The organism is Cupriavidus sp. 05T313 (assembly GCF_056396665.1).
In genome coordinates, this window is the sequence record NZ_JBFTLX010000035.1 from 60,105 (window position 1) to 72,753 (window position 12,649).

Consider the following 12,649-nt stretch of genomic DNA (forward strand, 5'->3'; position numbering starts at 1 on the left):
CCGGCCGGACAGCCACGCTAAACGGCGGCTTCGCCCGTGTCCGCGAGGAAGCCCAGGCATTCGCGGTTGAAGTAATCGCTGTGCTCGACCATCACCCAGTGGCCGCAGCGATTGATCAGCACGAAGCGCGCATCGCGGCAACCCTGCAGGAACTTGAGAGCGCCGCCTGCCGGGTTGAAGCGGTCTTCCGTGCCCCAGAAACCGAGCACGGGGCACGCGATCTCACCCAGGCGTTCAGTCAGGTTGGGCACCTTCATGGTGGCCAGCACCTCGCGCGGCTGCTCCTTGCAGACGGCCATGCGCTCGTCCACCAGCGCATCGGTGACCAGCGTGGCGTCATGCACCAGCAACTTCAGCAGCTGGCGCATGGTGTCATGGTTCATTTGCCCGCCGGTGAACAGCGACACCATCTTCTCGATGCCTTCCATGCGGAAATAGGTCTCGCGGTCTTCGACGCCACCCGGCGCCATCATCACCAGGCGGCTGACATGTTCCGGGTAGTCCAGCGCGTACTTCAGCGCGATGGCGCCGCCCAGCGAGTTGCCCACCAGTACGCAGCGCGGCAGTGCCAGCGCCAGCAATTGCGCGCGCAGCGCGGCGACGAAGAAGTCCAGCGTGTATTCCACATCCGCCGGCTTCGACGACTGCCCGTAGCCCGGCAGGTCGACCACCACGGCGCGGAAGCCGGCCGCGGTAAAAGCTGGCACGTTGTGCTTGAAGTTGCTGTGGCCGCTGGCGCCCGGGCCGCTGCCGTGGATGAACACCACGGGTTCGCCGGCGCCTGCATCGAGGCAGTGCAGGCGCAGGCCGTCTGGCGTGGTGATGGTTTGGCCGGCCGGAAATGGTGCAGGCGACGTACTGGACATGTCGGTGTCTCCGCTGTTGTCATGACGAACCCGGCCAATCATGCGCATGCGCCACGGGGCAGGCATCGTCCTTTCAGACTACGAAGCGTCCCGTGGATTTCCCTAAGATCGCACTGACCAGCAAGGCAACGAGATCAAGGGAAAACAGAGATGACGGGAATCGACTTCAGCGGGAAGACGGTGTTGGTGACAGGTGGCGCGCGCGGCATTGGCCGCGCCATTGCCGAAGGTTTCCTCGCGGCAGGTGCCCGCGTGTTCACCTGCGGGCGCACGCCGCCGGCGCATGGCGGGACGCAGCACCGCCAGGCGGAATTCATGGCAGCCGACATCCGCGACACCGAGCAGGTAGAGGCCCTGCTGACCCGGATCGTCGACAGCGCCGGCTCGCTCGATGTCGTGATCCACAATGCCGGCGGCGCACCCTTCGCGCTCGCCGCGGACGCCTCGCCGCGCCTGATGGAATCGATCATCCGCCTGAACCTGGTGGCGCCGCTGCAACTGGCGCAGCGCGCCAACGCGCGCATGCAGGCCCAGGCCAGCGGCGGCGCGCAGATCTTCATCGGCAGCGTCAGCGCGCTGCGGCCCTCCCCCGGCACCGCCGCCTACGGCGCGGCCAAGGCGGGCATCCTGAACGCAGTCCGCTCGCTGGCGGTGGAATGGGCCCCACGCGTGCGGGTCACGGCCGTCAGTCCGGGCCTGGTGCTGACCGAGGCCGCGCAGCAGCAACACTACGGCGATCCGGCCACGCTCCAGCGGGTGGCCGATACCGTGCCGCTCGGACGCCTTGCCGCTCCGCGCGACATTGCCGACGCCTGCCTCTTCCTGGCCTCGCCGCATGCCGCCTACGTATCGGGCGCCAACCTGGTCATCGACGGTGGCGGCGAGCGTCCGGCCTTCCTCGACGCGGCAGTCCACCAGGCCAGCTGAGCCGCCCGGTGCGCGCCTACTCGACCTTGGCCGGATGCGCCTGCACCGGCCCGCCCAGCACCGAGCGATAGGAAACGGGCTGCTTGCCGTCGATATCGCATATGCCGTACTCCTGCGCAATCTCGGCGCTGATCAGCACCTGGCCGGATTTCTCCATGACGGCGGCGTCGCCATGCAAGGCGAGTATGACCTTGCCGGTGAATTCCGGGCTTTCCGCGCTTGGCGCAAAGGCGGCGTATTTGTCGGGCTCGCGCTCCCAGACCCGCATGGTGCGCTCGGTGCGCAGCKGGCCCATCCAGACCGATACCGCCGCCACGCCGTACGGGCGCAGGTCAACCGCCATGTCCTTGGCGAACTTGTCCACGCCGGTCTTCTGCGCGCCATAGGCCGGACCGTGCATATAGCAGCTCGCGCCGAAAGACGACGTGAACGCCATCAAGCCGCGCCCGCCAGCCACCATCATGGGCGCCGCATGCCAGCTCGCCACATAGGCCGAGCGCAGGCCCACGTCGAGGATGTCCACCAGGGCCAGCGGCTTCTCCCAGAAGCCGCCCGGCTCGATCAGTTCGTCATGCAGGAAGGTGGCGTTGTTCACCAGGATATCCAGCCGCCCCGATTCGTCGCCCACCTGCTCGAACAGCCTGCGCACCTGCGCATCGTCGCGATGGTCGCAGGCCACCGCGATGCCCTTGCCGCCGCGCGCATCGATCTCGCGCGCGGTCTCGTGGATGGTGCCGGGCAACGGCGCCTCGCCGTCGCGCTCGGTGCGCCCGGTGACGTACACCGTCGCGCCAGCTTGCGCCAGCGCCAGCGCGATGCCCTTGCCCGCGCCACGCGAGCCGCCCGTGACTACCGCAACGATGGATTCCTTTGCACTGCGCATCGCATTCCTCCTCAGTGATTCCCGCGCCGCGACCTCACCGCGCGGGGCGATGCCCGACGCTATCGCGCATGCCGCCGCGCTTCATCCTCCGTTCGGACTAGCGGCGTGCCTGCGAGTGCGGCCGTTCGCCATCGCATAGGGGAAACCGTCTAGTCCGTTCTGACGATTCCGCGCCCACCGTCGCTCATTACGCTTCTCATCAAAGAAGAAGCCACAAGACGTGCTCGGTCAATGCATCACCAACACCATAGGGGGAGACAAGTGCAAGTGTCACAAACGGGTTCACCACATCGCACACGCAGGCTACGGCCAGCCGCCATCGTTTCGGCCATCGCCGCGGCGATCACGCCGTCCGCCTGGGCCGGCAACACCATCGATCTCGGCAACGATACGTCGCTTAGCTATTCCTTCAACACCACCTATGCCGCGGCCGTGCGGGTGCAGGGACAAAGCGGTGCGCTGCTGGCACCCGCCAATATCAACGGCGACGACGGCGACCGCAACTTCAAGCGCGGCGACATGACCGCCAACCGTGCCACCGTGCTGGGCGAGGCCAACCTCCAGCGCGGCGAGTTTGGTGCCTTCCTGCGCGGCAGTGCGTTCTACGACCGGGCCTATCGCACTTCCAATTCCAACGATGCGCCCGCCACCGTCAACCACTCCGGCCCCTTCAATGAGTTTACGGATTCCGCGCGCTACTACAACGGCCAGCGGGCCCAGTTGCTGGATGCCTACGCTTATGGCACCTTCAACATCGACAGCACGCGTTTGAGCGTCAAGCTCGGCAATCAGGTAGTGGCATGGGGCGAGAGTCTGTTCTTCCCCAACATCGCCGGAGCGCAGGGGCCGGCGGACGCCACCAAGTCGTTTGTGCCGGGGGCCGAAGTCAAGGACATCCTGCTGCCGGTGCCACAGGCTTCGTTGCAGTGGGAAGCGAATCCCAATTTCAGCCTGCTTGGCTATTACCAGTTCACCTACAAGTCCAACCAACTCAACCCCGCTGGCGCCTACTTCAGTACCTCCGACGTCGTTGGGCCGGGTGCCGAATTCATCATCGGCCCCGGTGGCAGACACATCCCGCGCGGTTCGGATATCAACCCACCAAACTCCGGCCAGTGGGGCGTAGGTACTCGCTTTCGCGCGTTCGACGCCGAGTTTGGCTTGTACCAATTGCGCTACCACGACAAAAATCCGAATGTCGTGACAACCCTGTTCCCGACGCTGCAGTACCAGCAGAAGTTCTTCAGCGGCATCAATCTGACCGGCGCGAGCTTCTCAACGCAATTTCTCGGCGCCAACGTGGCGGGCGAAGTCAGCTACAAAGACGGCGTGCCAATCCTGGTGAATGTCAACGGTGCCGCCACCGCAACACCGGGCAAGGCCGTCCAGGGCCAGATGTCGGCCATTTACTCCATCGGACCGACATTCCTCGCCAGCTCCCAGAGCCTGGTGGGCGAAATCGCCTACCTGCATGTGCTCAGCGTCACGCCGGTCAATGGCTTCAGCACACTCACCAACACCAGGAACTCGGCGGCCCTGCAGCTTGGCTGGTCGCTCTCCTATCTCAACATCTTTAACGGCTGGGACATGACGGTGCCGCTGACGTATGCGCACGAATTCAGCGGAAAGTCGGCAGTGGCCGGCGGCTTCGGTTCACTGACCGGATATGGTGACCGCCGCGCGAGCGTCGGCGTGACTTTCAGATATTTGAACAACCTCGAACTGAACCTGACTTACGCGATGTTCCTGGGCAAGGCGAACATTGTTAATCGACCGTTGGCCGACCGCGACTATGTGGCATTCAATGCGAAGTATTCGTTTTGACCTGGCAGCGATATCACGCGCAATTGCCAGATTTATCTAAAGGAGTGAGACTGTGATGCGACAGCATAAAAATCTTTTGATCCGTAGCACGTTGCTGGCCAGCAGCATGCTGCTGGCGGCAGCCTCGTACGCCTCGGTGACGCCGGACGAACTCAAGCAACTCGATGGCGACCTGACCCCGATGGGCGCCGAGCGCGCCGCCAGCAAGGACGGGCAGATCCCCGCCTGGGGCGGGAAATGGCTGGGCGCCCCCCCCGGAGTGCAGTGGAAGCGGGGAGACCGCTACCCCGACCCTTACGCCAGCGAAAAGCCGGTCGTGGTGATCACCGCGCAGAACATGGATAAGTACGCCGATCACTTGACCGACGGCGAGAAGGCACTGTTCAAGAAGTATCCGGATACCTTCAAGATGCCGGTATATCCGACCCATCGCGACTTCCGCTACAACGATGCGACCTACAAGAACATCCGCACCTACGCGCCCGGCACCAGAATGACGGCCGACGGTAACGGATTGAAGGACGCCCCCCCTATCGTCCCCTTCCCGATCCCGAAGAGCGGCCTCGAACTGATGTGGAACCTGCGCTACTCCCCGTCGATGAATACCGAATCCGCCACCTACGACCAGGCAGCCGTATACGGCGACGGCAACATTGCCTGGGGCCGTGTGCGTTATTCGATCCTATCGCCGCGGAATGGCGCCAACTTCGACCTCAAGAGCGACACCAGGGGCTTTTTCCGCACCGCGACCGATCTGCCCCTGCGCGACCGGGGCATGCTGTCTGTCGGCCACGAATTTTATGACAAGGAAGGCTCCGATACCCGCCGCGCGTGGCAGTACAACCCCGGTACGCGGCGCGTACGGCAGGCCCCGGAATTTGGCTTCGATCAGCCCTCCGGCGCAGGCGGAATCCGCACCCTCGACGACGACCGCCTGTTCAACGGCTCGGGTGAACGCTACAACTGGAAGATTGTCGGCAAGAAGCAAATCTATGTGCCGTACAACAACTACAAGCTGATGAGCCCGGCCAAGTACCAGGACATCCTGGGCAAAGGCCACCTCAACCCGGACTATATGCGCTATGAAATGCATCGCGTATGGGTCCTGGAAGCCACCCTCAAGGAGGGCTTCCGGCATCAGTACGCCAAGCGGGTGCTTTACCTGGACGAGGACAGCTGGACCGCTCTCGCCGCCGACAACTATGATGCGCGCGGCCAGCTGTGGCGAACCAACCTGGCGGCAACCGTCTATGCCTATGACGCACGAAACCTCTACCCGACCACAACCACATATCATGACTTGATTTCGGGTGCCTATCTCGCCGACCGCCTGACCAACGAGGGGCCGATGCCGGTGCTCAACAACAGCCCCGAGTTCAACGAGACCTACTTCTCGCCCGACGCGGCGCGAGGTGCCGGTCACTGACCGCACGCCTTCAATCGCCCCCTTCCCGCAAAGGCCAAGGGGGCGAATTTCATCGCATTGCCCCGCCTGACATCGAGTCTGACCATGGATCCCGAACTGATCGCCGCATTCGGCGATGACCTTCATCGAGCCCTGACCGCCCGCGTACCAGTCGCCCCATTGAGCGGACGTGGCCACCCGCTCACGGTGCGCGACGCCTATCACATCCAGCAGCATTTCGTTGCACGGCGGCTGGCGCAAGGCGACCGCGTCACCGGCAAGAAAATCGGCGTTACCAGTTTGCCCGTGCAGCAGATGCTGGACGTGCACCAGCCCGACTTCGGCATGCTGCTGGCCAGCATGGAATACCCGGACGGCAAGGCCATTGCCGCAAACACGCTGATCCAGCCACGCGCCGAAGGCGAGATTGCCTTCTTCCTCAAACGAGACCTGCGCGGCCCCGGTGTGACCCGCGCGGATGTGCTGGCCGCCACCGAGGCGGTCTCGGCCTGCTTCGAGATCGTAGACTCACGCATCACCGACTGGCGCATCCGTATTCAGGACACGGTGGCCGACAACGCCTCTTGTGGGGTCTACGTGCTTGGCGAGGAGCGCGTGAGCCCGGCCGGCCTCGACCTTGCCGCCTGCACCATGGCGCTTGAAAAAAACGGCGCCGTTGTCGCTACAGGCCAGGGCAGCGCCGCCCTCGGTCATCCCGCCGAGGCGGTGGCCTGGTTGGCCAACACGCTCGGCGAACTCGGCATTCCACTGCTTGCCGGCGAGACCATTCTTTCCGGCTCCCTTGCGGCGCTGATTCCGGTCGCTGCCGGAGACCGCCTGCGACTGCGCATCGACGGGATCGGCACGTGCAGCACCGAATTCGTCTGAACTCACCCACAACTCCAAACCAGGCAAGAAGCCCCATGGCAAAAATCAAGTGCGCCCTGATCGGCCCCGGCAATATTGGCACTGACCTGCTTTACAAGCTGCGCCGCAGCACCGTCCTGGAACCCGTCTGGATGGTTGGCGTCGACCCGAATTCGGATGGCCTCGCCCGGGCCCGCGAACTGGGCCTGAAGACAACCGACCAGGGCCTCGACGGCCTGCTGCCGCACCTGGCCGCAGACGACATCCGCATCGCTTTCGATGCGACCTCGGCCTACGTGCACCGCCAGCACTCCGACCAGCTCACCGCGCGCGGCGTGCGCGTGATCGACCTCACGCCGGCGGCCATCGGGCCCTTCTGCGTGCCGCCGGTCAACCTGGACGAACATCTCGGCAGCAATGCGATGAACGTCAATATGGTCACCTGCGGCGGGCAGGCCACCATTCCCATGGTGTACGCCGTGTCGCGCGTGCAGGCGGTGGCCTATGGTGAGATCGTCGCCACCGTTTCCTCGCGCTCGGTCGGGCCCGGCACGCGTCGGAACATCGACGAGTTCACCCGCACCACCGCAGGCGCCATCGAACAGGTGGGCGGCGCGCGGCAGGGCAAGGCCATCATCGTCATCAACCCGGCCGAGCCTCCGCTCATCATGCGCGACACCATCCACTGCCTGACCGAGGACGAGCCGGACGTGGAAGCCATCACGGCGTCGGTCCACGACATGATTGCCGAGGTGCGGCAATACGTGCCCGGCTACACGCTCAAGAACGGCCCTGTCTTCGACGGCAAGCGCGTCTCCATCTTCATGGAAGTCGAGGGCCTGGGCGACTACCTGCCCAAGTACGCCGGCAATCTCGACATCATGACCGCCGCCGCCGCGCGCACCGCCGAGCGCATCGGCGCCGCCATGCTGCGCGGCGCGCTGCCCGCCGTGGCCACTACCGCATAAGGAGCCCGATATGAACCAACGCATTACCGTGCACGACATGACCCTGCGCGACGGCATGCACCCGAAGCGCCACCAGATCTCGCTCGACCAGATGAAGACGATCGCCCGCGGGCTGGACGACGCCGGCGTGCCGCTGATCGAAGTGACCCATGGCGACGGCCTGGGGGGCGCCTCGGTCAACTACGGCTTTCCCGCGCATAGCGACGAGGAATACCTGCAAGCCGTGCTGGGCGAACTGAAGCAAGCCAAGGTCTCCGCCCTGCTGCTGCCCGGCATCGGCACCATCGACCACCTGCGCATGGCGCATGAACTGGGCGTGCACACCATCCGCGTAGCCACTCACTGCACCGAGGCCGATGTCTCCGAGCAGCATATCGGCATGGCGCGCAAGCTCGGCATGGACACTGTGGGCTTCCTGATGATGGCGCACATGGCGCCGGAAGCGACGCTGGTGGAACAGGCGCTGCTGATGGAGTCCTATGGCGCAAACTGCCTCTACATTACCGATTCGGCGGGGCATATGCTGCCGCACGACGTCACCGCCAAGCTGACGGCCGTGCGCCAGGCGCTCAAGCCGGAAACCGAACTGGGCTTCCACGGCCACCACAACCTGGCCATGGGGATTGCCAACTCGCTGGCGGCCGTGGCCTGCGGCGCCACGCGCATCGACGCGGCAGCCGCCGGGCTGGGCGCCGGCGCCGGCAATACGCCGATGGAAGTCTTCGTGGCGGTCTGCGAGCGCATGGGCATCGAGACCGGCGTGGACGTGTTCCGCATCGCCGACGTCGCCGAAGACCTGGTGGTACCCATCATGGACCAGCCGATCCGCATCGACCGCGATGCGCTTACGCTGGGCTACGCCGGCGTGTACTCGTCCTTCCTGCTGTTCGCCAAGCGCGCCCAGGCCAAGTACGGCATTCCGGCGCGCGAGATCCTGGTCGAGCTGGGGCGTCAACGGCTGGTCGGAGGTCAGGAAGACATGATTGAAGACACCGCAATGACCTTGGCACGCTCGCGCGGCCTGCCATTAGGCTGACCAGTCTGAAACGCACGCCCTTGCCGGCGGCACGCTCGCATACGGTACTACCGTATTTGGCCGCCGCCGCCGTTGCCTGCCATGTCGGACGGAACCCTGCGTGCCGCCTTAACTCGTAAGGCAGGATGCCCTGCGTTGGCTACGCCATTTCCCTAGTCGCCGAACCCACAATCCTTGCGCCGCCGACAGGCTATCGAACAGTTCGCCCGTTCTATGTCTCGCAGTCGCCGAATCGACTGTGCAAGTTGGTTGGAGCCGCCATCCCGCCACAAAGAAACTCGATCAGAATCTCCACGTGGTCCCACAGTACCTGTTCCCGCGAAGCGTTCCCCGGAGCTATCGGCAATTGGGGACGAGCGGATATGTCGGCGAGACTCTGGAGCATCGCATGGGAACAGACGATCAGCCGCAGCCCGAGCACTCGCATAGGAATTTCGGGCAGGATGCGCTGAAGCATTGCAATCAAGGCGGAGGAATTCTCCCCAAACGACTGCTCGAATATCCGGGCGATCTTCGGGTTGCGGTCCGTATGGAGGCGCGCCAGGAATTGAACATAGCGCGCACCCGCGCTGCCTTCTTCAATGATCTTCCTGGCAAGCGGGATGACAAGTATTTCCACGACGGCGCGGAGCGTGACCTGTGGCTGCGCCTGAAGGGAATCGTACATGGCACGGCGTTGCGCCATCAACGGCATCATATGGCGCTCCAGCAGCGCGTCCACTACCTTATCCAGGCCGCCGAAGTGATAGTGGAGAATACCGGCGCTAACGCCGGCCGCCGCGTTGATGCTGCGCGCAGATACGCCGTCCACGCCGTACTTGGCCATCAGTTCTTCGGCCGCCAGCAGAATGCGTTCCCGGGCCTCGCCTTTTACAGTGGGTAATGTCATCGAATACAGATAGGACGGGTGCCGCCTCCCCCTCTGAGGCAATTGGCCAATGACGCCAATAACCCCATATTCCGTGCGGTCGTTGAGACAGTGCGACAGGGCATTGGGCAGCAATGCGGCTCAATGCCCTGTCGCGCCCGGCTATGYGTTCGGCACTACTGCCGACTCACATACGCTGCGATGAGATGTTGCCGCCATCAACAACAATCTCCGCGGCAGTAATGTAACTCGCCTCGTCCGACAAAAGGAAGCGCGCAACACGGCCAATTTCCTCCGGTTGACCCAGTCGGCCGAGGAGAATACGGCGCTCGAAGGTGCCTGCCGGCAAACTGTCCACGGCGGGCTGGAGCATTGGCGTCAGGATCTGGCCCGGGGAAATCGCGTTGATACGGATGTTATCGCGCCCAAGGCCGTCCGCCAGCGACCGGATCAGTGACAACATGCCGCCTTTCGCTGCGCTGTAGATGGGGTTGATATGATTGCCCAGGGTAGCGTTGATTGACGCAATGCCGACCACCGCAGAGCCCGGATTGGCGCGGAGATCCGGCAACAGCGCCTGCACCAGGAGTGCGAATGAGCGGAGGTGGACATTGATGCCAGCATCCCATTTTTCCGGAGTGATGCCCTCGAGCGACTCGGTATCGACCGTACCCGCAGCATGGAGCAAGCCACCAATTCTGGGCAATGCCGCGCGGGTTGCGCTCAGCGCAGTCCGCAGCGCGCCGGGATCGCACAGGTCGACGCCAACGCCGAGTGCCGCAACGCCAAATTCCTTGGCAATCTCCGCTGCCCGGCTTTGCGCCTTCTCAGCCTGGATGTCCCACAGCGCGACATCGCGACCTACGGCGGCTAGTGCGCGCGCCGAGGCAAGCCCGAGCCCTGAAGCCCCACCAGTGACGATCACGGCTGTATTGGGCGACGCGAGTAACGATTTCATTTGAGGTCTCCTGTCAAGATGGTTTGAGTGATCGAATGAACCTGGCAACGAGGACGCCTGTGCGCAAGGCTACGACAGGCTCCGGGCAGCGTGCAACCGATAGCGGTCGCCGGTGAAATATTGTCTTGACGACGATCCATGGCGCTTGCTACATTCCATTCGAACATTTGATTCAATCGAATGCTTAGACATTCTGGCACACGCCCACGCGAAAGCGCAATAAGCATCGGTCAGAACGAAAACAACAGGAGACGCGAGAGACCATCATGAACAGACTACGCAAGCGTTTGGCCACGGCGTTGTGCCTGGCCCTGAGTTGCGCCGCGACCGGCTTCGGCTGGGCCGCCAGCAACGAGGTGCAGCCTGGCGATACACCGCCGGTAGTGCAGCTGCTGCGCGCGCCGGTCGGTGCGCCAAATGTGGTAGTGGTCTTGCTGGACGATGTAGGTTTCGGTGCGGCCGGCACCTTCGGCGGACCGGTCACGACACCTGCGATGGATGGCCTGGCCAGTGCGGGCTTGCGGTATAACCGGTTTCATACCACTGCAGTGTGTTCGCCGACACGCGCCTCGCTACTCACAGGCCGCAATCCACACGCAGCAGGTGTCGGCGCAGTGCTGAACTCGCCAAGCAGTTATCCGGGTTACCGGGGGATGCTGCAAAAGGACTCCGCCACAATTGCCGAACTGTTGCGTCAACAGGGCTATAGCACTGCGGCCTTTGGCAAGTGGCATCTGACACCGGATTGGGAAGCGTCGCAGATCGGTCCTTTTGACCGCTGGCCGACCGGCCAGGGCTTTGAAAAATTCTATGGGTTTATCGGCGCCGAAACCGATCAGTTCAATCCTTCGCTATACGATGGCACCACGCCAGTGCTAAAGACGGCCTCGAAGGACTACACCCTGAACGAAGATCTGTCGACACGCGCCGTCAACTGGATGCGCGCGCAACACTCGATCGCACCTGACAAGCCGTTCTTCGTGTACTTCGCCCCGGGCGGCACCCACGCTCCGCTCCAGGCACCCAAGGCATGGATCGAGAAGTACCGTGGCAGGTTTGACAAGGGCTGGGACGATATGCGGCTAGAAATCCTGGCCCGACAAAAATCCCTTGGCGTCGTGCCTCAGGATACAAAGCTGACACCGCGGCCGGATGAACTCCCCGCCTGGGACAGCCTTAGTACAGACCAGAAACGGGTTGCCGCACGGTTAATGGAAATCTACGCGGGGTTCCTCGCGCATACCGACGCGCAAATTGGCCGCCTGGTGCAATCATTGAAGGAGAGCGGCCAATTTGACAACACACTGTTTATCTACGTGATGGGCGACAACGGGGGCAGCCTTGAAGGCGGCATCCACGGCGCGGATAGCTACATGGGCAATTTGCAAGGCATGCCTGAGAAACCGGCTGCCGATCTGGTGAAACGCCTGGACAGCCTGGGCGGCCCGAACAGCTATGTGCAGTATCCAGCCGGCTGGGCCTGGGCCATGAGTTCTCCCCTGCCATGGGCCAAGACGGTTGCTTCGCACCTGGGCGGAATTCGCAACGGCATGGTGGTTTCCTGGCCTGCACGAATCCGGGATCATGGTGGTCTGCGCAGGCAGTTCTCTCATGTGAACGATCTGGCGCCAACCATCCTAGAGGCGGCGGGACTGAAAGCCCCCGCAGATGTCAACGGCGTAAAGCAACGTCCGATGGACGGGACAAGCCTGATCTATAGCTTCGCTGACAAGGACGCACCGGAGAAGCACACCACGCAGTACTTCGAAGTTTTCGGCAACCGTTCGATCTATCACGAAGGCTGGTTGGCCTCGGCYCGGCACAAGGACCGAGACCCCTGGGCAAGCATATGCCAGGGAAAACGGCTCGCCGACGACACCTGGGCCCTCTTCAACCTGAATGAGGACTTCAGCCAGTCCACCGATCTGGCAGCCAAATTGCCGGAGAAACTCAAGGAGATGCAGGCGCTGTTCCTGGCGGAGGCGGCAAAGAATCAAGTATTGCCAATGCAGGACACGGCCTGCTCCCGCACGCCTCTCCCCAACCT

The 12,649-nt window shown here is 63.4% G+C and carries 11 protein-coding genes; 7 read left to right on the forward strand and 4 right to left on the reverse strand.

The annotated features are described in order from the left end of the window. Positions 1-17: 17 nt before the first annotated feature. A complete protein-coding gene (locus tag AC1DKD_RS11200; RefSeq protein WP_441629490.1) occupies positions 18-866 on the reverse strand; it encodes an alpha/beta fold hydrolase in 849 nt (282 codons plus the stop codon). 150 nt (positions 867-1,016) lie between these two features. Here AC1DKD_RS11200 and AC1DKD_RS11205 point away from each other — a divergent pair, with 150 nt between their 5' ends. Next, entirely contained in the window at positions 1,017-1,793 is a 777-nt protein-coding gene (locus tag AC1DKD_RS11205; protein ID WP_441629491.1) for an SDR family oxidoreductase, read from the forward strand. A gap of 16 nt (positions 1,794-1,809) precedes the next feature. On the opposite strand, the gene AC1DKD_RS11210 is transcribed toward AC1DKD_RS11205, so the two are convergent. Further along, positions 1,810-2,676 carry an SDR family NAD(P)-dependent oxidoreductase gene (locus AC1DKD_RS11210; RefSeq protein ID WP_477143283.1) on the reverse strand — a complete coding sequence of 289 codons (867 nt, stop codon included), beginning with the start codon at positions 2,674-2,676 and terminating at the stop codon, positions 1,810-1,812. A gap of 261 nt (positions 2,677-2,937) precedes the next feature. Here AC1DKD_RS11210 and AC1DKD_RS11215 point away from each other — a divergent pair, with 261 nt between their 5' ends. The 5 genes from AC1DKD_RS11215 (at position 2,938) to dmpG (ending at position 8,776) form a co-directional block, all read left to right on the forward strand. Further along, on the forward strand, positions 2,938-4,500 hold the full coding sequence (locus AC1DKD_RS11215) for a DUF1302 domain-containing protein (RefSeq protein ID WP_441629493.1): 1,563 nt from the start codon (positions 2,938-2,940) through the stop codon (positions 4,498-4,500). 55 nt (positions 4,501-4,555) lie between these two features. Further along, positions 4,556-5,926 (forward strand): DUF1329 domain-containing protein, encoded by a 1,371-nt coding sequence (locus AC1DKD_RS11220; RefSeq protein ID WP_441629494.1) that lies wholly within the window; start codon positions 4,556-4,558, stop codon positions 5,924-5,926. 84 nt (positions 5,927-6,010) lie between these two features. Beyond that, the gene (gene dmpE, locus AC1DKD_RS11225; RefSeq protein WP_441629495.1) at positions 6,011-6,793 is read left to right on the forward strand and encodes a 2-oxopent-4-enoate hydratase; all 783 of its coding nucleotides are present in this window, start codon (positions 6,011-6,013) and stop codon (positions 6,791-6,793) included. Positions 6,794-6,828: 35 nt separating this feature from the next. Beyond that, positions 6,829-7,740: an acetaldehyde dehydrogenase (acetylating) gene (locus tag AC1DKD_RS11230; RefSeq protein WP_150992279.1), complete on the forward strand. Its 912-nt coding sequence runs from the start codon at positions 6,829-6,831 to the stop codon at positions 7,738-7,740. Positions 7,741-7,750: 10 nt separating this feature from the next. Then, on the forward strand, positions 7,751-8,776 hold the full coding sequence (gene dmpG, locus AC1DKD_RS11235; RefSeq protein ID WP_441629496.1) for a 4-hydroxy-2-oxovalerate aldolase: 1,026 nt from the start codon (positions 7,751-7,753) through the stop codon (positions 8,774-8,776). A gap of 211 nt (positions 8,777-8,987) precedes the next feature. Here the strand turns inward: dmpG and AC1DKD_RS11240 are convergent, their stop codons facing one another. Further along, positions 8,988-9,779: a TetR/AcrR family transcriptional regulator gene (locus AC1DKD_RS11240; protein ID WP_441629497.1), complete on the reverse strand. Its 792-nt coding sequence runs from the start codon at positions 9,777-9,779 to the stop codon at positions 8,988-8,990. Positions 9,780-9,831: 52 nt separating this feature from the next. Beyond that, positions 9,832-10,602, reverse strand: coding sequence for an SDR family NAD(P)-dependent oxidoreductase (locus AC1DKD_RS11245; protein WP_441629498.1), 771 nt, complete (start codon positions 10,600-10,602; stop codon positions 9,832-9,834). Positions 10,603-10,868: 266 nt separating this feature from the next. Here AC1DKD_RS11245 and AC1DKD_RS11250 point away from each other — a divergent pair. Beyond that, the coding region (locus AC1DKD_RS11250; RefSeq protein WP_477143284.1) for an arylsulfatase at positions 10,869-12,649 on the forward strand (1,781 nt) is incomplete at its 3' end.